24 protein-coding genes and 1 pseudogene are annotated in these 22352 nt (G+C 39.7%); 15 read left to right on the top strand and 10 right to left on the bottom strand.

The features are described 5' to 3' along the window. Positions 1-80 precede the first annotated feature (80 nt). Complete coding sequence (locus BCG07_RS09995; RefSeq protein WP_286889507.1) at positions 81-425, top strand: four helix bundle protein; 345 nt, start codon at positions 81-83, stop codon at positions 423-425. 127 nt (positions 426-552) lie between these two features. Here BCG07_RS09995 and BCG07_RS09990 read toward each other — a convergent pair whose 3' ends face one another. The 4 genes from BCG07_RS09990 to BCG07_RS09975 are packed head-to-tail and all read right to left on the bottom strand — an operon-like array spanning position 553 to position 4095. Beyond that, the gene (locus BCG07_RS09990; protein WP_286890011.1) at positions 553-1053 is read right to left on the bottom strand and encodes a DUF3299 domain-containing protein; all 501 of its coding nucleotides are present in this window, start codon (positions 1051-1053) and stop codon (positions 553-555) included. A 14-nt stretch (positions 1054-1067) separates the two neighbouring features. Next, a complete protein-coding gene (locus tag BCG07_RS09985; protein WP_286890010.1) occupies positions 1068-2330 on the bottom strand; it encodes an ABC transporter permease in 1263 nt (420 codons plus the stop codon). Next, the gene (locus tag BCG07_RS09980) at positions 2327-3013 is read right to left on the bottom strand and encodes an ABC transporter ATP-binding protein (RefSeq protein WP_286890009.1); all 687 of its coding nucleotides are present in this window, start codon (positions 3011-3013) and stop codon (positions 2327-2329) included. The genes BCG07_RS09985 and BCG07_RS09980 overlap by 4 nt, the downstream gene beginning before the upstream one ends. An 8-nt stretch (positions 3014-3021) precedes the next feature. Next, the gene (locus BCG07_RS09975; RefSeq protein WP_286890008.1) at positions 3022-4095 is read right to left on the bottom strand and encodes a CDP-glycerol glycerophosphotransferase family protein; all 1074 of its coding nucleotides are present in this window, start codon (positions 4093-4095) and stop codon (positions 3022-3024) included. Positions 4096-4295: 200 nt separating this feature from the next. On the opposite strand from BCG07_RS09975, the gene BCG07_RS09970 reads away from it, so the two are divergent. The 8 genes from BCG07_RS09970 to BCG07_RS09935 all read left to right on the top strand — a co-directional run bounded on the left by BCG07_RS09970 (position 4296) and on the right by BCG07_RS09935 (position 12188). Beyond that, positions 4296-5399, top strand: a complete 1104-nt coding sequence (locus tag BCG07_RS09970) for a phosphoribosylaminoimidazolesuccinocarboxamide synthase (protein ID WP_286890007.1) — start codon at positions 4296-4298, stop codon at positions 5397-5399. A 122-nt stretch (positions 5400-5521) separates the two neighbouring features. Beyond that, complete coding sequence (locus BCG07_RS09965) at positions 5522-6187, top strand: methylamine utilization protein (protein ID WP_286890006.1); 666 nt, start codon at positions 5522-5524, stop codon at positions 6185-6187. After that, entirely contained in the window at positions 6177-8492 is a 2316-nt protein-coding gene (locus BCG07_RS09960) for a bifunctional diguanylate cyclase/phosphodiesterase (RefSeq protein ID WP_286890005.1), read from the top strand. Before BCG07_RS09965 ends, BCG07_RS09960 begins: the two co-directional genes overlap by 11 nt. A gap of 6 nt (positions 8493-8498) precedes the next feature. After that, complete coding sequence (locus BCG07_RS09955) at positions 8499-9305, top strand: DUF3034 family protein (RefSeq protein WP_353743798.1); 807 nt, start codon at positions 8499-8501, stop codon at positions 9303-9305. Continuing rightward, positions 9305-9730: a group I truncated hemoglobin gene (locus BCG07_RS09950; protein ID WP_286890003.1), complete on the top strand. Its 426-nt coding sequence runs from the start codon at positions 9305-9307 to the stop codon at positions 9728-9730. The genes BCG07_RS09955 and BCG07_RS09950 overlap by 1 nt, the downstream gene beginning before the upstream one ends. Before the next feature lie 87 nt (positions 9731-9817). Then, positions 9818-10885: a CDP-glycerol glycerophosphotransferase family protein gene (locus BCG07_RS09945; protein WP_286890013.1), complete on the top strand. Its 1068-nt coding sequence runs from the start codon at positions 9818-9820 to the stop codon at positions 10883-10885. Then, a complete protein-coding gene (locus tag BCG07_RS09940) occupies positions 10882-11277 on the top strand; it encodes an FAD synthase family protein (protein ID WP_039036343.1) in 396 nt (131 codons plus the stop codon). The genes BCG07_RS09945 and BCG07_RS09940 overlap by 4 nt, the downstream gene beginning before the upstream one ends. Before the next feature lie 80 nt (positions 11278-11357). Continuing rightward, positions 11358-12188, top strand: coding sequence for a sulfurtransferase (locus BCG07_RS09935; protein WP_286890012.1), 831 nt, complete (start codon positions 11358-11360; stop codon positions 12186-12188). 413 nt (positions 12189-12601) lie between these two features. Here the strand turns inward: BCG07_RS09935 and BCG07_RS09930 are convergent, their stop codons facing one another. After that, positions 12602-12961: a DUF5522 domain-containing protein gene (locus BCG07_RS09930; protein WP_286890002.1), complete on the bottom strand. Its 360-nt coding sequence runs from the start codon at positions 12959-12961 to the stop codon at positions 12602-12604. A 43-nt stretch (positions 12962-13004) separates the two neighbouring features. Between BCG07_RS09930 and BCG07_RS09925 the strand changes: the two genes are divergently transcribed. Beyond that, positions 13005-13331: a hypothetical protein gene (locus BCG07_RS09925; RefSeq protein ID WP_286890001.1), complete on the top strand. Its 327-nt coding sequence runs from the start codon at positions 13005-13007 to the stop codon at positions 13329-13331. A gap of 64 nt (positions 13332-13395) precedes the next feature. Here BCG07_RS09925 and BCG07_RS09920 read toward each other — a convergent pair whose 3' ends face one another. Next, positions 13396-14364 (bottom strand): class 1 fructose-bisphosphatase, encoded by a 969-nt coding sequence (locus tag BCG07_RS09920; protein WP_058428319.1) that lies wholly within the window; start codon positions 14362-14364, stop codon positions 13396-13398. Between the two features lie 154 nt (positions 14365-14518). Here BCG07_RS09920 and BCG07_RS09915 point away from each other — a divergent pair, with 154 nt between their 5' ends. Both BCG07_RS09915 and BCG07_RS09910 read left to right on the top strand, forming a co-directional pair. Further along, the gene (locus tag BCG07_RS09915) at positions 14519-16948 is read left to right on the top strand and encodes a zinc-dependent metalloprotease (protein ID WP_286890000.1); all 2430 of its coding nucleotides are present in this window, start codon (positions 14519-14521) and stop codon (positions 16946-16948) included. A 147-nt stretch (positions 16949-17095) separates the two neighbouring features. After that, entirely contained in the window at positions 17096-17869 is a 774-nt protein-coding gene (locus BCG07_RS09910; protein WP_286889999.1) for a YggN family protein, read from the top strand. Between the two features lie 27 nt (positions 17870-17896). Here BCG07_RS09910 and rsuA read toward each other — a convergent pair whose 3' ends face one another. After that, on the bottom strand, positions 17897-18595 hold the full coding sequence (rsuA, locus tag BCG07_RS09905) for a 16S rRNA pseudouridine(516) synthase RsuA (protein ID WP_286889998.1): 699 nt from the start codon (positions 18593-18595) through the stop codon (positions 17897-17899). Positions 18596-18654: 59 nt separating this feature from the next. On the opposite strand from rsuA, the gene zapE reads away from it, so the two are divergent. Next, positions 18655-19764: a cell division protein ZapE gene (gene zapE, locus BCG07_RS09900; protein WP_286889997.1), complete on the top strand. Its 1110-nt coding sequence runs from the start codon at positions 18655-18657 to the stop codon at positions 19762-19764. Positions 19765-19808: 44 nt separating this feature from the next. Here the strand turns inward: zapE and galE are convergent, their stop codons facing one another. Further along, complete coding sequence (galE, locus tag BCG07_RS09895) at positions 19809-20825, bottom strand: UDP-glucose 4-epimerase GalE (RefSeq protein ID WP_008130227.1); 1017 nt, start codon at positions 20823-20825, stop codon at positions 19809-19811. Between the two features lie 271 nt (positions 20826-21096). On the opposite strand from galE, the gene BCG07_RS09890 reads away from it, so the two are divergent. Further along, a complete protein-coding gene (locus BCG07_RS09890; protein ID WP_006792057.1) occupies positions 21097-21588 on the top strand; it encodes a DUF3016 domain-containing protein in 492 nt (163 codons plus the stop codon). 40 nt (positions 21589-21628) lie between these two features. Here the strand turns inward: BCG07_RS09890 and BCG07_RS09885 are convergent, their stop codons facing one another. Beyond that, positions 21629-21919, bottom strand: a complete 291-nt coding sequence (locus BCG07_RS09885; RefSeq protein WP_008130233.1) for a hypothetical protein — start codon at positions 21917-21919, stop codon at positions 21629-21631. Positions 21920-21990: 71 nt separating this feature from the next. On the opposite strand from BCG07_RS09885, the gene BCG07_RS09880 reads away from it, so the two are divergent. Then, a complete protein-coding gene (locus BCG07_RS09880; protein ID WP_006792059.1) occupies positions 21991-22200 on the top strand; it encodes a hypothetical protein in 210 nt (69 codons plus the stop codon). An 8-nt stretch (positions 22201-22208) separates the two neighbouring features. On the opposite strand, the pseudogene BCG07_RS09875 reads toward BCG07_RS09880, so the two are convergent. Next, positions 22209-22352 (bottom strand): annotated as a pseudogene (locus BCG07_RS09875) (EF-P beta-lysylation protein EpmB); the annotation flags it as partial.

Below are 22352 nucleotides of genomic sequence, written 5' to 3'. Positions count from 1 at the left end.
TTGGCTAGTTTAGTTAGCTAGTTGTTATTTGTATATTTAAAACTAAGCTAGTAAAAATGATATAAATAAAAGTAACACTAATGAATTTTGAAAATTTAGATGTATGGAAACGATCTGCACATCTTAGCGTAGATATTTACAGGTCTACAGCAGATATAAAAGATTATGGGTTCAGAGATCAGTTAACACGCTCAGGCCTTTCAGTGCCGAGCAACATTGCAGAAGGTGTGTGTAGAGAAAGCTATAAAGAGAAAAGTAGATTTATAGATATAGCTAGGGCTTCTCTTGCAGAAGCTAGAACACAGATATACATAGGCACAGAAATAGGTTACTTAAATAAGTCAACAAGCCAACAATGGATAATAGAAACAAAAGAATTAGCTGCTATGTTAACAAGCCTTAAAAATAAGTTTGATAACAGCTAACTTTAGAGTGTTTAGCTATTCATTCTCCGCGCTGAAAACTGAAAACTGAAAACTGAAAACTGAAAACTGAAAACTGAAAACTGAAAACTGAAAACTGAAAACTGAAAACTGAAAACTGAACATTTTTTCAAAGCTCAAACGGCGCTACGCCTACGGCTTTCATTTTGTAACCTACCTGTGCCAATTTACCTGACCAGGTTTCTGTTGTAATAATACCTGTGACTACAATTGCATCGTAAAGGCTTTCGATTGGTACGCCGCCTTTTATAGTAACGTGTACAAGCTGGTTAGGTGGCGGTGGCGGTACGTGTATGCAGGCGCCAAAATACGGTACTAGTAAAAATTCGGTGATTACTTCGCTATCGCCCTCTAGCGGAACAACAAAGCCGGGTAAGCTGACAGATTGCCCGTTTAGTTCTTTTACTACAGGGGCGTCTAAGTCGGGCTGTACCCAGTTTTGATCGCTGCCTTCGTGGTTAGCTTGTGCTTGGGTATCTATTTGCACATGGCCTTTTGGAATTAAGTCTTCCCAAAAAATTTCTTTAGGTGGATTAGCGTTACTTGAAAAACTAATAATAGCTAAGCTTAATATGCAAAAAGCATTTAAAGCTGTTTTAAAAAGTGTCATAAAATTCCTAAACATTATGTTTTTATGCTCATGCCGTCGCTGAGTGAGTAAAAATAAGCACGCGTGGCCGGTATTAAACCAATAATAAAACCCGCCGCCATAATAACGCCTATGAGGGTGAGTTCATAGCGTGAAAGCATAGCTATATTTACACTAATACCCGCATGGCTTTGTAGGTAGTCGGCTCCTAAAAATAAGGTGGCGTAAAATAATGCACACCCAAGCACACAGCCTAAAAATGTTGTAAGCAATGACTCCATACTTATAAGTGTAAATAGCTGCCATGGCCTTGCACCAACTGAGCGTAATATAGCAAGTTCACGGCGACGTTGATTAAGGTTTGCAAGTAATGTAGTTAACATACCGAGCAGGCTTATCAGCACGACAACAAATGAGAAAAGCAGCAGTATTTTTTCAACAATGGCGAGCATTTCCCATAAGTCTTTTAGCGTAACGGTTGGCATAATGGCTAATAGAGCCTCGGGCTTGTACTGATTTATATTGCGCCTAATTTGTAGTGTATATAAAGGCGAATCAAACCCCATTAAAAATGCAGTGATTTGTTTAGGGTGACCAGTTAGGTTGTGATGTTCATCATGTTCATCATGTTCATCATGTTCATCGTGCTTATGACTTGCGTTACCGCCATGAATTAAATCAATAGCGGCAAGCGGTATATGCAGTGTTTTGTCGACCGGGGTACCCGTCGGGTTTAAAATGCCGACTACTTCAAATGGGTTGTCGTTATGATGATGAAAACTGGTATTGCCCATACCATGGGATATTATAATGCTATCGCCCAGCTTATAGCCTAGTTTTGTAGCTACCTCATTGCCCAATACCACGCCGTGAATAGTGCTAAAAGGATTACCTGCACTAAAACTCAAATGTTGTTTTTTAGCAAAGCGGTAATGGGTAAAGTAATCGGGGGTTGTGCCTAACACGGCTTGGCCTTTGTGGCTGTCGCCAAGGCTAATAGGTATGCTCCACTTTACGCCGCGTTGGCTTGTTATGTATTTGTAGCTTTGCCAGCTCACGCCATTATTGGTGTGGCCAATTCGAAATACCGATGAAAGCAGTAATTGAATATCGCCGGTGCGGGCTCCTACAATTAAATCGGTACCCGAAATGGTATTGCTAAAGCTGCTTTTAGCATCAACTCTAACACGTTCAATACTTAGCAATAACATAACGCTAACGGCAATGGTAAACAGTGTTAAAACAACACTTGCACGTCTATTTAATAGGCTTTTAAAAGCAAGCTTTGTAAGGATCATAATGCCTCCTGCAAACTTATTAAGTCGATTGAGCGATTAAACAGCGGCTTTAAGTTTTCGTCGTGGCTTACAAATATCAGTGTGCTGTTTGTATTACTCGCTTGTTCAAACAATAAGTTAATAAAGCTTTCGCGGTTTTGTGTATCAAGGGCTGAGGTTGGCTCGTCGGCAATTATAATTTCAGGGTTACCAATAAATGCGCGTGCGGCGGCCACGCGTTGTTGTTGGCCAATGCTTAATTCTGCCACATTTTTATTATGATATTGCTCGGTTAAACCCAGTGAGTTTAATAGCCGTGTAGCTTCATTATTTAACGTGGCAGAGTGGCTTAATGCTTTTTGTTGGCGTTTTTTTGAAAATTGGCAGCCCAGTATTACGTTTTCAATAGGCGATAGGTAAGGAAGTAAGTTGAAGTTTTGAAAAATAATACCAATGTGGTCAGCTCTAAATACATCTCGTTGAGTGTTACTTAGTGTATTTAAGGTGTGGTTTAGTAACGTGACATTGCCGCTGGTGGCTTCATTTATACCGGCAAGCAAGGCAAGTAACGTTGATTTGCCCGAACCACTTGGGCCATGTAAAAAAACATGTTGGCCTTTTTCAATATTAAGTTTGCTAATAGTTAGCGTGGGCGTATTATCGCTTTTATGCCATTTAAAAGTAACGCTATTAAGGCTTATCATTGTTTTGTTTACCACTTCCAATAATTAAGGTTTTTGCGCGTTTTAAACTGCCTAATAATATTAAACGGTTTAGGTTTTAGCTTTTCGTCACTAAGTAAAAACTCATTCGTTGCAGCCACTACTCGCTCACTTGATTTACCGTCTGTGTATGGGTGCAGCTGTTGGCAATAGCTTTCTATATTTTGCATCAATGTTTTAGGGTAGGTAAATGCAAGGTCTATCGCGTCTTCTAGCTTATTTGGTTCTGTTACGTTTAGTAAATGCTTGTCTGGGGCATTATTACAAAAGGTCACAACAGGCTTTCGCTGCACTATAAACATTAAAAGCACCGACGAGGTATCACAGAGCATTACATCGGCCGACTTTAATAAGGGTACTACGTCGTCGGTTTCAATAAACGTTAAGTTTTGATTACTTAATGCTTTGTATTTATTAACAAGCTCAATAGGCATTTTAGGATGAAACTGCATTAATATGCGCCACTTTCCTGTTTCGCTAAAGTGCTTTATTTGCTCGTAAAGTTTAGGTGCAAGTGATAAACGTTTTGAAAAAGTAGAACAAATTAAAAGTGTAGGGCGAGTGTCGGCTTTGCTGGTATATGGGGTGTGTAATTCGCCAGTAAACAAGCGGTCGAGCGTTGGCCAGCCAGTTTCAGTCACTTTAAAATAACCAAGCTTTTTTTGTAAGGCTTTAAATGGCACTGTGGTATTGGGGCCTTGAGTACAGTAAAGATCAAAGCAGCCCCTTGCTTTTAGGTGGTCGTTGTTCCCTTTTTTATCAAGTTTTCCGGCATCAAAACCATGAAATACACCCACTTTAATACCCGGAAAAAACGTAGGAATTAAATTAGCCGGTGCAAACGTAGCATCGGGTTTCCAGTTGTGAATGTCGTCTATTGAATTCAGACGTATTTCATCGGGTGTTAAAAAGTCAGGGTTTACAGAGCTACCTTGTAAAAACCAGCGTACCTGACCACCATTCGCTAATATGGCCGCCTGAATAGGCCTCAAAATTGCGTATGAATAATTTTGAGATATATACATTAAGTATTTTTTATTTTTGGTGGTGGTTAAGTAGTTCAAGCTAGCTCCTCGACTCAATAGCCCAGCCAGTTTACCCGATTGTGACAACCATATAAATATTCTTGCTAAATCTCTTAACCAAAGTTCAGGTTATTTAGTTTCAAGCCCAAGATTGAGCTTTGAAGTTGGCTGGATTATCATACCGCACATAACCCCATACCATACTTTGCTCATAGAGCATCCCTAACCCCGGAGATAGCATGACTAGCTATAAAGTTTTAGACGTAAACGATGATTTACCCATCCGCACCAAAGGTGAAGTACACAGTGGTAAAGTGCGTTCAGTTTATTGGCTAACAGACGAAGACAGTGCGCGATTAATTAAAGATAAAGGCTACAAAGTACCCGCAGGTACTGAGCTGGCTATTATGGTGATTTCGGACCGCATTTCAGCGTTTGATTGTATTTGGCAAGGCGAAAATGGCTTAAATGGAGTGCCGGGTAAGGGAATAGCACTTAACACCGTTGCATCCTACTGGTTTAAATTATTTGACGAAGCAGGCTTAGCTGGCAATCATATTGTGGATATTCCGCACCCATATGTATGGATAGTTCGTAAAGCAAGCACAGTTAAGGTAGAGGCGATAGCGCGCCAATATATTACGGGTAGCATGTGGCGTGATTACGCTAAAGGGACACGTAACTTTTGCGGTATAGATTTACCTGAAAGGTTAAACGCGAATCAAAAACTCGATAATGTGCTTATTACGCCATCAACCAAGGGGATTATTGAAGGCGTTGCCGACATACCGCCAGTAGACGATGTAAATATTACCCGCGAGAACATAACAAATAACCTAGACGTATTTAATTTTAAGTCGGAAGACGACGTTGCAAAATACGAAAAGCTGTTAGTAGAAGGCTTTGGCTTAATTAGTAAAGAGCTTGCCAAGCTTGACCAAATTTTTGTAGATACCAAGTTTGAATTTGGTTATGTAGAAGACCTAAATGGTGCACAACAGCTTATTTATATCGACGAAGTGGGTACACCAGATTCATCGCGTATATGGGATGGCGCTGCGTATCGAGATGGTAAAATTGTTGAAAACTCTAAAGAAGGCTTTCGCCAATTGTTAATTAATAACGTGCCAGAAAGCGACGTATTACTAAACAAAGATCGCATGGCTGAGCGTGAAAAATTAGCAAAAGAGTATATTTTACCCGAATCAGTCATGCTTGAAGTGTCTAATACTTATGTGGGTATTGCCAGCAAAATAGTTGGTGAAGCAATTACTATTCCTGAAGATCCGCGCCAAGAGGTCATTTCTATTTTAGACGCTGATTATGGCTTAATTGTAAAATAGCCATACTAAAGAACTAAAAAACCCAGTGGCTAACTTTTTATTTTTAGTTACTGGGCTATATTCCTTGCAATTAACCCCTGTAATTAATTACCTTAACCTAACGTTAATAGTTAGGTGTTGTTATGTTTGAACGTTGTTTGCAAAAAATAACTAAAAGTTGCCGTTTTTTAATCATGGGTTTGTTTTTTGGTTACTTTTCTAACGCCGCTGCACTGGAGTTGGTAGTAGAAGATCAACACGGTAGTAAACTAGCAAATGCTGTTATTGAGCTACACTTTAACGCCGAGCAATTAGCCAAGCCAAATCTTCCTGTAGCCACTATGGACCAAGTTCATAAACAGTTTTTGCCAGAGCTATTAGTTGTGCAAAAAGGGCAGCAAGTTGACTTTCTAAATAGCGATAATATTCGCCACCATGTGTATTCTTTTTCGCAAGCTAAGCCTTTTCAGCTAAAGTTATATTCAGGGCAACCAAAAGCACCTATTACTTTTGATAATCAAGGGGTCGTTGTTTTGGGGTGTAATATTCACGACTCCATGGTTGGCTACATATATGTGGCAGGTAGCAAACATGTTTATAAAACAAATAAGCAAGGCAAAGTAACCTTGCCAAATAACCTATTACCGATTGAATTAAGCGTATGGCACGCTTTGCAAACAGCACCTTTGGAGAATAAAAAAATTATAACCGTAAGCGCTAAAAGCAAACACACCATAACGGTAAACACATCTACACCAGCACCAAGAAATACCTTTGGTAGCAAATTTAAGGCTGGTAATGACTCATAGTTTAAAAAACCGAATTACCTCACTCTGCGTAGGGCTGGTGTTATTAACAACGCTGGTGAGTGTTGCTAGTTTTTGGTGGTCAACAAGTCAGTTTCAGGAACAAAAAGTAGACCAAGACATAAGTGTTGCGCAAAACGTTTATAAGCAATATTTAACCTCAAAAGAAAGCCTCCTGTTAACTGCGGCTAAAGTATTAACTGCCGATTTTGGTTTTAAACAAGCGGTTGCCACGCGCGATGCGGGTACCATAAGCAGTGTTTTGTATAATCACAGCCAACGGATAGACGCGCAATTAATGTTGCTTATAGATTTATCGGGTCAGCTAATTTCGTCAAATTTAGAGCAAGGTGCCTTTGAAGACGACTTGCGACCTTTACTCGCAGAGCTATTTAACGCACAAGAGCAATCCACATTTGTAGTGTTAAACAATGAGCTTTACCAGGTTATTTTATTACCTGTAAAAGCCCCAAGAACCATAGCTTACAGTTTAGTAGGCTTTAAAATAGACCACAGTGTTGCAAGCGAGCTTAAAAGCTTAACGGGCATGGATGTAAGTTTTGTAGGCAGTGCCGACAACCTAGTTATTAGCTCGCTAGATGAGCGCCCAACGCCTTTTGAACCGGTGAGTTATTTTAACTCGGCCACCACCTCACGAATATTTGGCGAGTACCCGGTTTACCGAAACCGAGATATTAATTTAGCCTCTTTGGCAACACACCCAATTATTATTTTATTAAGCGCCGATTTAACACAAAGTTATAGCGATTTTGAAAAGCTATTTTTTACCCTTATCATTTTGTCTATCTTAACGATGTTTGTAGGTGTAATAACAAGTAGCTTATTAGCAAATAACTTAACAACGCCGCTTTCTCAGCTTGTTGTAATTGCTAAGCAGTTTGCGCAAGGTAATTATAATTTTGAGTTTAAAGGTAAAAAACAAAGCACAGAAATAACGACCTTAGTTAATGCGTTCGACAACATGGGTAACGACATCAACAAACGTGAACAACAAATTAGTTTTCAGGCGCGACACGATACTTTAACCGGCTTTTATAATCGCTCTGCGATGTTAGAAGTGTTGGACAAAGAATTAAGCGAATTAACTCAATATACGCTTGTAGCTATAGATATAAAAGGGTTACGCCATATAAACGATAAGCTTGGCCCGCGCATTGGCGATGAATGTATAAAAACCGTGGCATGCAGAATAAGTGAGTTTTCGGATGAGTTTGGTGGGATTCATGCGCGTATTGGGGGAGATGAGTTTTTAACGGTATTTCCAAGCAGTGCGGTTAGCGAGAAAAAGTGCGGCATAGAGGGATTAATTGCTAGGCTTCAAGAGTGTTATACCATTCAAAAGCTAAAAATTAACTTACAGTTTAGTACCGGTGTATTGCAGTACCCATCGCAAGGTACTGCCAGTGATGACTTGGTAAGGCGAGTGCTTATTGCCGTAGAAAATGCGGCAAATAACCAAAACCATATACATTATTACCAAGATGGCGAGGACGAGGCCCACTTAGATCGTTTAATTATGCTTGATGAATTAAAGCAAGCTATTAGCGACGACGATGGTCAGCTGTTTATGACCTACCAGCCTAAGCTGCATATGCAAACTCAAAAAATAGATAAAGTTGAGTCGCTTATTCGTTGGCAGCGTAAAGATGGCAGCTGGGTTAATCCCGAGTTATTTATTGATTTAGCAGAGCGCTCAGGGCTAATTGTTGAACTAACTGCATGGGTAATAAATACCGTAGTTGCACAAGTTGCCGAATGGAAATCGAAGGGTATTGAGCTTCAAGCCGCTATTAATGTATCGGCACAAGATATTGCGTTTCCGGGGTTTCATGCCGCGTTAGTCGCTACGCTAAAAAAACATAATGTGGATGCAAGGTTAATCACCATTGAATTAACCGAGCGCGACATGATAGAAAACGAAGAAAAGGGTATTAAAGCGCTTAAAGATTTAAAACAAATTGGCGTTAAAATATCGCTTGACGATTACGGGGTAGGGCAAACATCGCTAGGGCGTTTAAAAATGTTACCTATTGATGAGCTTAAGCTCGATAAATGTTTTATTTTAAAACTAGATGCCTCTCAAAAAGATCAATTTATAGTGCAGTCGTCAATTACGCTTGGGCATCAGTTAGGTTTTTCGGTGGTGGCTGAAGGGGTCGAAACCGAAGAGTCGTTAGCTTTACTTAAAACAATGCAGTGCGACCATGCACAAGGTTACTACCTTAGCCGGCCTTTAAAAGCTGATTTATTAGAACAATGGCTGGAAGAATACTATGGTAAAAATTAAGCATTTATTTGTCAGTGTTTTATTGCTAATAAGTTTGCCAACAGTAGCGGAAAGTTACTAGCAACACCGGGTGTATCTCAAGTTGAAGGTAGCGGCGGTGGAGGTATAGTGCCTTGGGCTCAGCTTGCGGGTTATGCGAGCGAAGATGAATTTTCGGTAAATGGTTTTTGTAGCCGAGCGGATGTGAGTGATTACGCATTAAATGTATGTGGTGCGCAGTTAAACTTATTTAATCGGGTAGAGCTAAGTTACGCAAAACAAGAGTTTGACGTGCCAGCACTTAACACCGAAATAGAGCAATCGATTACCAGTGCAAAAATACGTTTATATGGTGATATTGTTTACAGCCAATGGCCGCAATTAAGTTTAGGTATACAGCATAAATCGCTAGATGACGGCACCGTAGCCAAACTTGTTGGCGCAGAGGATACCAGCGGTACAGATTATTACTTGGCTGCCAGTAAGCTTCACTTAGGTGCATTTGCAGGTTATAACTGGTTTTGGAATGTAACAACACGCTATAGTGAAGCCAATGAACTGGGACTACTCGGTTATGGTGGCGGTAATGCTGACAGCGCGTTTTTATTTGAAGGTAGCACCGCTGTATTTTTAAGTCGTGAATTGGCAATCGGTATTGAGTATCGTCAAAAAGCGAATAACTTAAACTTGGGTGAGCAAGACTGGAAAGACGTTTTTGTTGCCTGGATGCCTAATAAAAATGTGAGTGTAACTGCCGCATACTTAGATTTAGGGCGTATTGCAGGGGCAGACAGTCAAACGGGTTGGTACTTATCGGTAACAGGGTATTGGTAATGAAGTTAATTGCAGTTGGGTTTTTATGTGTAGGTATTTTAATGGGCTGTGCGAATAAAGCACCGCCTACTCTATATTACCAAATTGGCGGTAACGCCGGCATAGAAAAACTAATTGATAGCTTTATTAACCAAATAGGTAATGACGAGCAGGTATTTCACTACTTTGAGCACACAAACATAGCGCATTTTCGTCAAGGTTTTATTCTGCATTTGTGCATGCTTACCGATGGTCCGTGTAAATACAGCTACGCAGGTGATTCAATGGTAGACATACACACCGGCATGAATATAACAGAAAAAGATTTTAATCATGTTGTTGATTTGTTGGTGAATGCCATGAATGAGCAAAACATACCTCATCCTATTCAAAATATAATTTTGTCAAAAATGGCGCCATTAAGAAGCGACATTATTAACATATAGTGGATAAACATTATTTTCTGTTTACCTACAATACAAGCCATTACTTATGTACAATGAACAATATTGTTACTTTATTGTATATTTTTCATGTTTGTATATTTCGACGTCCAGCATATTTATTATTTACCTCAATATATACCTGTAATTGAAAAATTATCACAAAGAGGTCATCAATGCGCATTAGTATTTTATAGATCTCAAGAAAAACAATTTATAGATATTTGCGAGACATTCGCAGTTGAACATTCAATAAAAGCAATTTGGTTGGAAGATAAATCAAATACATTAGATTTCTATCAGGGTGTTGAGTGTGATTGGGTCGTGTTTGGTAATGCGTTTTTAGACGTTGATAAGCTCAATAATAAAAGTGTATTAATGCAGCATGGCATAGGTCCAAAAAGCTGCTACTACGATGTATCAAACACAACGACTACCGTTCGCTTTGTTGAAGGTGAACATCGTTTAAAACGATTAAAAAACTTATATCCAAATGGTAATTTTGTTGATAGCGGCTATGCGAAATTAGATCCAATTATTAACAACTCAGTCGAAAAAGTTGACTTGGCTGGGTTGGGTTTAGATAAGAATAAGCCAACACTTTTATATGCCCCCACTTTTTATCCGAGCTCTATTGAGTGTATGAACGATGATTTTCCAGAGTGTTTTCCTGATTATAATATTATTATAAAACCACACTTTTTTAGTTTGTCTAAACCGCGTTATAAAAAACAAAAAAGTAAAATCATGCGCTGGCAAAAATATAATAATGTTTATTTAACAAGTGAAAGTGAATTTAACTTAACGCCTTTTTTAGCGGTTGCAGACATAATGTTATCAGACGCGTCGTCTGCTATATTTGAGTTTGCAGCTCTGGATAAGCCTGTTGTGTGGTGTGACTTTTACAAGTTACGATGGAATTATAGAGGTATATTTTCTTATCGTTTTAAGGCACGGCTTGATGAGGACATAAATTATTTTCACAAAATTTGTCAAAGGGCTGAACAGTTCAGTGATGTTGTATCTGCAGTTCAGTTGTGTGCCTCAGAATCGGAAGAGTTTAGATTTAACCGGAAAAAAATTATAGAGCAGCTTGCAGGAAAAATAGATGGAAATTGCGCTGACCGTATAGTTAATTACTTAGAGAGTTATGAATGAAACGAGTTATTACATTTGGTACCTTTGATATTGTTCATGTCGGTCATATTAACATTTTAGAACGCGCCAAATCCTTAGGTGACTATTTAATTGTTGGGATATCATCAGATGCACTCAATATGCAAAAGAAGGGTAGAACTCCGGTTTATAGCGAAAGTGATAGAGTTAAAATAATTAGTTCTTTACGCTGTGTCGATGAAATTTTTATAGAGCATTCCCTTGAGCTCAAAGGCGATTATATAAAAGAACATGATGCAGATTTGTTAGTAATGGGGGATGATTGGGCTGGTAAATTCGATAACTTCAAAACGTTATGTGACGTACAATACTTAACTAGAACACCTTCCATTTCAACTACGGAAATAATTGAAGTAGTTCGCAATCCTTCATAAAAACTTATAAGAGCGATAATTGAGTAATATTTTGATTATTACTCCAAACCCCATTAGCTTTATTATTAAAAGGGTATCAAATCAAAAACTTAATAACCTGCCAGCAATTACAAAAAAGGCTAAACGACCCTACTTTAGTTTTGTTTGATGCGGGTATGCTTCGCCCCGGTGTTTTAGGAACTTATGTGCCTGAAGCTATGCTACCCAATGCAAAGCGGTTTGACATAAAAAATGAGCTAGCAGATAAATCAAACCCGCTATCAAGCACAATGTGTAATGCACAGCAGTTTACACAGGTTATGCAGCATGCGGGTGTAAACCATGATTCGTTTATTGTGGTATACGAAGATGCCGGCTTATTTAGTGCTGCAAGGGCGTGGTGGATGCTAAAAGCCATGGGGCATCACAATGTAAAGGTATTAAGTGGCGGCCTTAAAAAGTGGTTAGCGTGCGGCTATGCAGTGCAGCAAGGTTATAGTGAGGCTTTAACGTGTGGTAATTTTGAAGCAAGTTATAATCCAAGTTACTTTATTGGCCGCCAGCAAGTATTAGCAGCAATAGATGATGCGAATACGGTATTGCTAGATGCGCGTGCCTATAAACGCTTTACTGGTGAAGAGAGCGAACCTCGAAAAGGCATGCGAGGTGGGCATATACCACAAAGCCGTTCATTGCCTTTTTTAGATTTATTAACCGATGGCGAGGCTAAAGCTTTTGAAGAAATAAAGATAAAACTTGAGAACGCTGTAGGTACTGCAGAGTATATTCAATTTAGTTGTGGATCTGGTATTACGGCGTGTGTTTTAGCTTTATTTGCTGATGAATGTGGTTACAAAAACTTAAGTGTTTATGACGGCTCTTGGAGTGAGTGGGGCGCGAGTGATTCATTGCCTATCACCAAAGATGTATAAGTGAAAATACCCTAACAAGCAATTTTTGTAGGCGCCTTGCTTGCTGGCACGTTTAATTTATACATAGTCACATTAACAACCTTTGCGTGAGCAAGCTTCACGCCTACGTGTGGGTAACTTTAAATGTTTATTACCACCGAGAGCACCGAGGCGCTGCGCGCTACACTGAGTAGAGCGTAACGTTTGATTGGTTTTAAAATTACTTCTCCTGCACTGCTTCTTGTCTTCTCTGTGGTGAATAAGTCCCTTTTTGTTGTATTACTTAATATCATTTAATTACCACCGAGAACACCGAGGCTCTGCGCGCTACACTGAGTAGAGCGTAACGGTTGATTGGTTTTAAAATCACTTCTCCAGCACTTCTCCTTGTCTTCTCTGTGGTGATAATAATGTTTTACTCACTTTGAAACTTTTTACAATTTGTATCCATACGGGCAGTTTTTACAGCCATTTTTACAACAGGTTCCTCGCTTTAAAAAAAACCACTTACTAAATACCATGTAGCCATTTTGCATAGTGTAGTCGAGCTCTTCAATTAAGTTATCGTTTCCTCTAAATGCTTTTGCAAACTCTATTTGGTTTTTAATTGGTTGAGTATAAAGCGCTTCAAGGTAATGATTAATTTTATTGAGTGTACAGGTTTGGCACAAACAGCTTGTTGCTGTTGCGTCTAGGGGTAAAATAGCGGGTAACTGGTTACACCAACATGCGGTTATATTATTTACATTACAGTTAAGCACTGTATTACATTGGCTGCAGTTTGTTTGAGTCATTTTAGTTCTTATCAACAGTAGAGCACCAAGAATAACAAATATTATGAATATACAAAAAGCCTTAGCAGAATTTATTACGTTTTCGGCACAAAGAGACGATGCAATATCGGTTATTGTGTCAACGCCTGCATATGGTCAAGCGCCCTTATACACATTAAAAACTGGCGTATTAGTTGGTGTAATTAAACGCTGTTTGAGTGGTGAAATAGATTTAGATGACTTAGAGCTTTGGGCTAACGTTATTGAGTCACGAAAAGACGTTGATTGCGCTGAACACGAGGGCGTTATTTATGCGCTTAGTAATAGCGAGCAAATGGGCGAGCTTGATTACCAAAAGCTTGAAAAAATACTGGCATTGTTAAAGGATTAAAGTTTAGGTTAACTTAAAACCGCATTTAAATTAAATGCGGTTTTAGTATTTTTTGACAACGTGGTTACTTGTGATATCCCAAGCAGGTTTCTACTTCGTTTTTAGATCCTAAAATAACCGCTACACGCTGGTGGATAGCGTCTGGCTGAATATCCATAATACGTTCTGAGCCTGTTGAGGCAATGCCGCCGGCTTGTTCTACTAGCATAGCCATTGGGTTTGCTTCGTAAAGCAGGCGCAGTTTATTGGGTTTATTAGGATCTTTAGTATCAGTTGGGTAAGTAAATACACCGCCTCGACTTAGTACGCGATGAACATCGCCTACCATGGCTGCAATCCAGCGCATATTAAAGTTTTTAGCGCGCGGGCCAGTATCGCCTTGTAGTAAATCATTTATGTAGTTTTGCATTGCGGGTTGCCAATGACGCTGATTAGACGCATTAATTGCAAACTCGTTTGTATCTGCGGGTATAGTGGCAAAGTCTTCTGTTAGTAAAAAGCTCCCTTGGGTTTTATCAAGGGTGAACATGCGTGTGCCTTTACCTGTACTAAGCGCCAACATCGTAGATGGGCCGTACAGTACATAACCTGCCGCAACTTGCTTGTGGCCAGGTTGCATAAAAATACTTTCGTCTGCTGCATCTGAGCCTTCTGGCGCTTCCATAATTGAAAATATAGTCCCAACCAGCGAGTTAATATCGGTGTTTGACGAACCATCAAGTGGGTCAAATGCCACAATATATTTAGCGTCGGGGTTTCCTGCAACGGTGTAGTCTTCTTCTTCAGAGGCAATGGCTTTAACTGTGCCCGACTCCAGTAAAATATCTTTTAATAGCTGATTAGATAATACATCGAGCTTTTTTTGAGTTTCGCCTTGAATGTTTTCATCAAGTGTTGAGCCCAATACGCCAGAAAGCGCACCTTGACCAACACGAAACGATATTTCTTTACATGCCGCTAAAATAGTTCGGATTAATGATAATAGTTCTCTTGGGCAACCGTCTTCTAGCAATACTGGAGGGAGTCTACGCATTCTATTTTCCTGATAACGTGTTAAAACTAATCATAATGTGAGAGAGATTAGTTTAGAGCGCTGAAATTCGTCTTAAATATCTGTATTGTTTAAATACCGCCCTATAATGGGGGCACCTAATCGTACCTAAAACGCCAATAACAAAGATAAGATTATGAAAAAAATACCACTACTAAGTTACATATTCTTTACTGTGCTGTGCTCTATCATAACTCAAGCGCACGCAGCAATTAAGTCAATTGATGAATTTACTACACAAATGAACCACTTTCCGGGGTACTACTCGTTTTATTACGATACCCAAAACGGCAAAGTGTATTTAAAAGTAGATAAGTTTGAGCAGCAGTTTTTATTACAACAAAGTTTGCCATACGGGATTGGGTCAAACGATATTGGACTTGATCGAGGCCAGCTTGGCAACACGCATTTGGTACAGTTTGAGCGCTTTGGCGATAAAGTCATGCTGCGTGCTGTAAATACTTACTACCGTGCTAACACTAATAACAAAGCCGAGCAGCAAAGTATTAAAGAGGCATTTGCGTCAAGCATATTGGCGGGCTTTAAAGTGGTTGCAGAAGACAAAAACACGGCACTTATTGACTATACGCCTTACTTATTGAGCGATGTACATGGAGTAAGCCGTACATTAGCTGCCCGTAAGCAGGGTAATTTTAACCTTGATGAATCACGAAGTGCGGTTTACATGGCGCGTTCAAAAGCCTTTGTAAAAAACACCGAACTTGAAGCCGTGCTTACATTTAAAGGCGCAAAGCCGGGTAAGTTTGTACGCCAAGTTAGCGCCGACCCATACACTGTTACCGTAAATATGCACCATTCACTTGTTCAATTACCAGATGATAATTACACACCACGTAAATTTAACCCGCAATCGGGCTTTTGGAGCATTGAACACAAAGATTACGCAGCGCCTTTAGGCGAGTCGATGTATGTTCGTTATATACCGCGTCACCGTTTAGCAAAAAAAGATCCGAGCTTACCTATTAGCGAGCCGGTTGAGCCTATTGTTTATTATTTAGATCCCGGTGTACCAGAGCCAGTTAAAAGCGCCTTACTTGAAGGCGGTAAGTGGTGGAATGATGCATTTAGCGCTGCAGGTTATAAAAACGCGTTTATTGTTAAAGTATTACCAACCAATGTTGATCCCATGGATATTCGTTACAACGTAATTCAGTGGGTGCATAGGGCAACACGTGGCTGGTCATACGGAAGCTCAGTTATTGATCCGCGCACCGGTGAAATATTAAAAGGACATGTAACCTTAGGATCGCTTCGTGTTCGCCAAGATATTTTAATTGCAGAAGCGCTGGCTGCTCCTTATTTTAAAGGAGATGAAGTTGCTAAAAACTTACACGCTATGGCGCTTGATCGTATTCGCCAGTTAAGCGCCCATGAAATTGGCCATACATTAGGTATTGCCCATAACTTTGCGGCATCAGTAAGTGATAGAGCCTCAGTAATGGATTACCCGCACCCATTATTGAGCTTTAATGAACAAGGCAAGCTTGATGTAACACGAGGCTATGCAACAGGTATGGGCGTATGGGATACGCAGGTAATTAAATACGGTTATAGCGACTTTACCAATCAAGATGAAAGCGCAGAGCTGGCCGCAATTTTAAAAGAGAATAAAGCCAAAGGGTTAGCGTTTATTTCAGATTCTGACGCGCGGGCTAAAGGGGGCGCTCATCCAACTGCTCACTTATGGGATAACGGCGCTAACCCATCAGAAGAGCTTTTACGTGTTTTAGATGTGCGTAAAAAGGCACTTTCGCAATTTGGTATTAATAATATTAAGTCCGGTGTTGCGCTATCTCAGTTAGAAGAAAAGCTTGTACCACTTTATTTATTTCATCGTTTTCAAGTTGAGTCTGTGGTTAAGTTAATTGCAGGTGTAAATTACGAATATGAAACGCGCGGTGATGAGCCTGTCAAAGGCGCTCAGGTTGTTGATAAGCAAGTGCAACAAGATGCAGTTAATGCCATTTTAGCAACGCTTACAGCCAAAAATTTAGTTATACCTGAATCGGTATTATCGTTAATTCCGCCAAAAGCATATGGTGAGTCTAAATCGCGCGAAAGCGTAGTGGGGCGTACAGGTTTAACGCTCGACGCAATGGCTTTACCAGAGGTGGCAGTGCAGCATAGTTTATCGTTGTTGCTTAATCCACATCGCTTAAATCGTTTAGCGCAACAACAAGCCCGTAATAACCAGTTTTACAGTTTAGATGCGTTATTAAAGCAGTTATATAGCCATGTTTATAATGTATCGTCGCCCGACACAATGAAAGGCAAAATAACCCAGCGTATACAGTTTTTAACAGCAAAAACGTTTGCTGACTTAGTGGCAAATAATAATGTAAGCCCAGAGGTACAAGCCCAACTTCGTTATTACTTAGTTAAGTTAAGTGACGACTTTAATCAAAACACGATGCTGAGTAATACAAGCACCGGTGAAAGCGCATTTAAGCAATACCTAGCGGTGCAGGTAAAACACTTTTTAGCTAATGGAGAGTGGCCTAATAACTTTAAAGTTCTACCTATACCGCCAGGTTCACCCATTTAATTTTATAAGGGCGCAGGTGAACACGCCCTGAGCTTTAAACGCCTTTATAAGCAGCGCTTCGATAGTATCAAGCGCTGTTTTTTCTTGCATAAAATTGGTTTTTTGTTAACCTACTTGCCTTCCATTTTTTGTCTTTTTGAGGTGTATATGGCGTTTTTATCTCGTGCGATTTTATTGCTGTCCATTGCACTTTCAAGTACCGCTGCCTTTGCTCAAAAACCGTGTGATGTTGAACTCAGACATGGTCTAATTATTACCGATGACGTAATACGAATTGTTGATAAAGGCCAAACACGAGTACAAATTAACAACAATACCCAGCTCTTTATTCGTGGCTATTGGGTCGATTTAGGTGAAGATGAAAGCAAAGTACTGGAGCAATTTAGCCAAGGCATTCGCCAAACAGTACCTGAGCTTGTAAATTTAGCCACCGACGGTGTTAATTTAGGGCTGAGTGCTATTGAGCAGGTGGTTGAGGGCATGTCGGATAAAGAGCCTGAAGTACTTAAAACCCAACTGCAATACGTAGAACGCGCGTTGATGGATAAGTTTAAGCGAGGCGACGACTTTTTTTTTATAGCTCCTCAATCACTCTCTCAAATTGATGACTTTTTTACAAAAGAAATAAGCCAAAAAATCCACTCGGCGGTTCATGGCTCGTTAGGTGCTATTTTAGTGTCTTTAGGGGATGCGTTTAAATCGCGTGAAGGCAATATTGAGGATCGCATTAACGATATGGGTCAACGCATGGATATCATCACGAAAGAGATTGATAAGTCATTGCAAAAAAAAGCAGACCAATTAGAGCTAAAAGCATCAGAATATTGCGAATACCTCAACACCTTAGATGTCACCGAATCTCGCTTACAAGCGATTGTACCGGGCATGGCAGACTTTGATTTAGTGCAAATTAAATCGTAGGGGAAAGTGGTTCGTTATCAGACCGCCCTATAGTTTTATCTCATTCTCGGTTAACAAGCGGTATTCGCCTGGCGCTAAGTTTTCATCTAACTTAATACCCGCTATTTGCTCACGGTGTAATTCAACCACTTTGTTATCAACGGCGTAAAGCATGCGCTTTACCTGATGGTACTTTCCTTCACTAATTGATAAGCGTAAACCGTAGTTAGCTAAGCGCTCAGCAATAGCGGGGCGGGTGGCATCTTTTTCATTGTGTAGCATAACGCCTTCGCGTAATTGCTCAAGCGCTTCGTCGGTAATTGGTTCTTGGGTTTCAACTAGGTATGTTTTAAATTTATTACTGCGTGGTGAGGTGATTTTATGTGACCAGTCGCCATCGTTAGTGATAATAACTAAGCCTGTTGTGTCTATATCTAATCGGCCTGCTACATGAAAGTCACTCATATTTGGCTCATCAAGTAAGTCAAAAACTGTTTTGTGTAAGTCGTCACTATTTGCGCACACATAACCAACAGGCTTATTTAGCATAAAGTAACGTTTACCTAAAAATACTAATGGCTCACCGTTATGTAATACGGCATCGTTTTTTGCTAGCTGAAAATTATGTGCTGTGATCACCTCACCATTTACGCTTACTTCTTTACGCTTAATACTGGCGCGGGCTTGCGTGCGCGGTACTTCTGCTAAGTGGCTAATAAATTTATCTAAACGGCAAGGGAATTTCATTTTGGTTCACATTTTTAGTCGGCTACAATGGGCGCGATTATAGCCGATAGTGAAATACCATGACAGTGCACAGCACACTAATTTTAAACCTGTATAAGGCCAAAGTGGCCTCTGGTGAGCTGACGTACGATGCTGCCCAGCAACGTGCGGTTATGGCATTAAATACATTAAGCCTACAACTTCAGACACCGGTAAAATGGTGGCAAAAAACACCAAATATAAATGGAGTTTATTTGTATGGGCCGGTAGGACGCGGTAAATCAATGTTAATGGATTTATTTTATAACAATCTGCCAGTGGTAAAAAAACAGCGACTTCACTTTCATCATTTTATAGCACATGTTCATAGCCAATTAGCTGAGCTACAAGGCCACGCTAATCCGCTTACATTGATAGCGAAAAAATGGGCTAAAAACATTAAAGTATTATGTTTTGATGAGTTTTTTGTCAGCGACATTGGCGATGCCATGATTATGGCTAGATTGTTTAAAGCGATGTTTGAGCAAGGTTTAGTGCTGGTGGCTACCTCTAATGCAAAACCAGAACAACTTTATAGTAACGGCCTGCAACGCGCGCGATTTTTACCTACTATCGATTTAATTAACAACCACTGCCACATAGTCAATGTGGCTGGTGAGGAGGATCATCGCTTTAGATATGGTAAAAATAGCCGCCACTATTATATCAACTTACCGATTGATGATTTTAAAGCTATTTTTGTGCAAGCGAATTCACAGGTTACTTTTTCAGATGTAATTACGATTCACGGCCGTAAACTTAGCTACCAATTAAAAGCGCCTAGAGCCGTAATCATTGATTTTATGGCTTTATGTTCAGGCCCACGTAGTGCAAACGACTATATGTTTTTAGCATCCCAGTTTGATGTATTGTACGTTAATAATGTGCCTAAAATGGGTGAAACCGCAACGGGTAAAACGATTGTGCATGGAATAGAAGATAGCTACCAGCGGGAAAAGCAAACGCTTGAAGAGCACACTTTAGACGACGAGGCTCGGCGCTTTATTGCATTAGTGGATGAATTTTATGACTGTCAAAAATTACTGATTATAAATGCTCAGGTAAATATAGAGCATTTATATGTGGGTAAAAAGCTAAGCTTTGAATATGCGCGAACGCAATCGCGGCTAGTAGAAATGCAAAATTGGTAAAAAACGCGCTTAACGGTTTATGGCTAAGCGCATATCTAATTACTTTACTTACTGTAGCCATTTGGATTGTTTGACTGCCAGCGCCATGTATCTTGCATCATGGCATCAATTCCGCGTTTAGCTTCCCAGCCCAGCTCATTAAGGGCTTTTTCTGGTGCGGCGTAACATGCAGCAATATCGCCAGGGCGACGAGGTGATACTTGGTATGGTACTGCTTGGTTACTTGCTTTAATAAATGCATTAACCATTTGCAGAACAGAATAGCCATTACCAGTGCCAAGGTTATATACAAGTGCACCCGTATTTGTAGCTATTTTATCAAGCGCTTTTAAGTGGCCAATGGCTAAATCTACAACGTGAATGTAGTCGCGTACGCCTGTGCCATCAATGGTGTCGTAATCATCACCAAATACGGCTAACTGCTTGAGTTTGCCCACTGCTACCTGAGCAATGAATGGTAATAAATTATTAGGAATGCCATTAGGATCTTCACCAATTAGGCCCGATTCGTGAGCACCTACTGGATTAAAGTAACGCAAAATAGCAAACGCAAAGCGCTCGTCAGATTTAGCGATATCCTGGAGCATCATTTCTACCATCAATTTTGAGGTACCGTATGGGTTAGTTGTGCCACCAACAGGAAAGTCTTCTTTAATAGGTAAACTTGCCGGGTCGCCGTAAACGGTGGCTGATGAGCTAAATACTAATTTAAATACGCCCGCATCTCGCATAGCATCAACTAAGGTTAACGTGCCTTGCACATTATTTTGGTAATACTCTACTGGTTTAGCAACCGATTCGCCAACCGACTTTAAGCCTGCAAAATGAATAACACTGTTAACCGTATGCTTTGCAAATACTGAATCTAAAAAAGCTTTATCGAGTATGTCACCTTGATAAAAAGTTACTTCTTTGTCCGTAATTTGTTTAACGCGAGCCAGGGACTCTTGCGATGAATTTGCTAAATTATCTATAACAACAACATCACTTCCTTGTTGCAAAAGTTCTAAAACGGTATGCGAGCCAATATAGCCTGCGCCACCGGTTACTAAAATAGTCATGAAAGCTCCGTAGGGTTCTTTATTCAGTTGTTTTAATTTCAACATAAAATGGCATAGTTTACATGCTTTATATTTAATTTTTAGTTTGCAAAGAAGATGGTTTAAAGTAGTTTTAAAAGGTACATCAGATTACATTTTGTTAGTTTATAATTACATTTAACAACTATGATTAAGTTATAGTTAATATATATCTGTTAGGATTATTTAATTAAGGTAAGCAACAAAGTCACACCATATACGTTGTGTTATGGATTACTTTTTGGAGATAGCTATGAACTCAGTTACAAAAATTTCAATGGCACTGTGTGTTGTATTGCCACTATTTACACATGCTGGCGAGTCTGCAGTTAAGTGGCATGACTTTAAAGACTACCGCGATGTGCGTGCATCAAATCAAACTAAAGCGTCTTACCATAAGCAAATTACGAAGCAGTTTGAAAAACATTTTTCCAAGCTTGCTGAGCAACTGCCAAAAGATTATAAGCTGAATGTCGAAATTACAGATGTTGATTTAGCTGGTGATGTACGTTTCAGTGGCACAAGTGAAATACGCGTTGTTGAACCTATTTTTTTCCCACGTATTAACCTGAACTATTCGTTAGTTAATAAAGAAGGGGATGTAATAAGTGAAGCAAATGATGTTGAACTTAAAGACATGGGCTTTATGGATAGAATAAGAAGAGGCCGAGAGGAGTCATTTGACCACGAAAAAAGATTACTCACACAGTGGTTTGGCGAACAAGTATTAACAAGTATTGATTGAGTTAACTTGCCGCTTATGAGCGGCAAGTGATTAACTTTGGTTATTTAAACGTGGCGAGTAAAGTGAGTAACTGTTGTAATTTAATGACGGTTGTTTTTAACTTTTCTTCGTTAAAGCCATCGGTTGATAAACTTTCTACGTCGGCTGCAACGTCTAGTACATAGGGTTTGAAACGCTTTGCTTCAAAGTCAAAACCAGCGTCTTTTCCAAATAAGGCTTTAAATTTACCATGGCCTTGTTGTTGTAATTCGTCTAGTTTTTTGTCGGCATCAAGTGCCTGACGATAAACAATTTTTAAGTTAGCGTTGAGTTGTTCAATTATAGAATCCATGGTTTTCCTAAAGCTTTGTACTGCATGGCCGATATAATACGTGGATTACATTTAAAAGTCAGGTTAGTAATATGAATATATCAGGTTCAAGTTTACCCGTTATGTCAGGGGCTAGCGAAAGTGGTGAAGTTTACAGCGCTTCTTTGGCTAAAAAACAGCAACAGGCAGACGGCGCAGCTGCGCTTGCACTAATTGAAGGTGCTGCGCAATCATCAAGTGCGCAAACACCGGCTAAATCGGTGACTGCAACACTTGGTAATAACATAAACGTATACGTTTAAATGTCGCCCTAAATAAGTTTGAGATCGATAGGGGTTTTACTTTTTTGACCGCCTATTTCTCTTACTAATTTAGGCACTAAAAATCCGGGCAGAGCTTTTAAAAGCTCTGCCATTATTTTTATTGCTTGCTCTTCGTTAATATCAAAGTGACT

This window comes from Pseudoalteromonas sp. ESRF-bin5, assembly GCF_002632075.1.
GTDB classification, from domain to species: Bacteria; Pseudomonadota; Gammaproteobacteria; order Enterobacterales; family Alteromonadaceae; genus Pseudoalteromonas; species Pseudoalteromonas marina.
Note: the sequence above shows the minus strand (reverse complement) of the source record. Positions and strands in the feature narration are given on the sequence as shown.

Coding starts and splice junctions, on each gene's coding strand:
- BCG07_RS09890 (WP_006792057.1), top strand. CDS start 21,097: ATGAACTCAGTTACAAAAATTTCAATGGCACTGTGTGTTGTATTGCCA.
- BCG07_RS09930 (WP_286890002.1), bottom strand. CDS start 12,961: ATGACTCAAACAAACTGCAGCCAATGTAATACAGTGCTTAACTGTAAT.
- zapE (WP_286889997.1), top strand. CDS start 18,655: ATGACAGTGCACAGCACACTAATTTTAAACCTGTATAAGGCCAAAGTG.
- BCG07_RS09915 (WP_286890000.1), top strand. CDS start 14,519: ATGAAAAAAATACCACTACTAAGTTACATATTCTTTACTGTGCTGTGC.
- BCG07_RS09995 (WP_286889507.1), top strand. CDS start 81: ATGAATTTTGAAAATTTAGATGTATGGAAACGATCTGCACATCTTAGC.
- BCG07_RS09910 (WP_286889999.1), top strand. CDS start 17,096: ATGGCGTTTTTATCTCGTGCGATTTTATTGCTGTCCATTGCACTTTCA.
- rsuA (WP_286889998.1), bottom strand. CDS start 18,595: ATGAAATTCCCTTGCCGTTTAGATAAATTTATTAGCCACTTAGCAGAA.
- BCG07_RS09980 (WP_286890009.1), bottom strand. CDS start 3,013: ATGATAAGCCTTAATAGCGTTACTTTTAAATGGCATAAAAGCGATAAT.
- BCG07_RS09920 (WP_058428319.1), bottom strand. CDS start 14,364: ATGCGTAGACTCCCTCCAGTATTGCTAGAAGACGGTTGCCCAAGAGAA.
- BCG07_RS09885 (WP_008130233.1), bottom strand. CDS start 21,919: ATGGATTCTATAATTGAACAACTCAACGCTAACTTAAAAATTGTTTAT.
- BCG07_RS09960 (WP_286890005.1), top strand. CDS start 6,177: ATGACTCATAGTTTAAAAAACCGAATTACCTCACTCTGCGTAGGGCTG.
- BCG07_RS09880 (WP_006792059.1), top strand. CDS start 21,991: ATGAATATATCAGGTTCAAGTTTACCCGTTATGTCAGGGGCTAGCGAA.
- BCG07_RS09990 (WP_286890011.1), bottom strand. CDS start 1,053: ATGACACTTTTTAAAACAGCTTTAAATGCTTTTTGCATATTAAGCTTA.
- BCG07_RS09940 (WP_039036343.1), top strand. CDS start 10,882: ATGAAACGAGTTATTACATTTGGTACCTTTGATATTGTTCATGTCGGT.
- BCG07_RS09945 (WP_286890013.1), top strand. CDS start 9,818: ATGTTTGTATATTTCGACGTCCAGCATATTTATTATTTACCTCAATAT.
- BCG07_RS09985 (WP_286890010.1), bottom strand. CDS start 2,330: ATGATCCTTACAAAGCTTGCTTTTAAAAGCCTATTAAATAGACGTGCA.
- BCG07_RS09950 (WP_286890003.1), top strand. CDS start 9,305: ATGAAGTTAATTGCAGTTGGGTTTTTATGTGTAGGTATTTTAATGGGC.
- BCG07_RS09925 (WP_286890001.1), top strand. CDS start 13,005: ATGAATATACAAAAAGCCTTAGCAGAATTTATTACGTTTTCGGCACAA.
- BCG07_RS09970 (WP_286890007.1), top strand. CDS start 4,296: ATGACTAGCTATAAAGTTTTAGACGTAAACGATGATTTACCCATCCGC.
- galE (WP_008130227.1), bottom strand. CDS start 20,825: ATGACTATTTTAGTAACCGGTGGCGCAGGCTATATTGGCTCGCATACC.
- BCG07_RS09965 (WP_286890006.1), top strand. CDS start 5,522: ATGTTTGAACGTTGTTTGCAAAAAATAACTAAAAGTTGCCGTTTTTTA.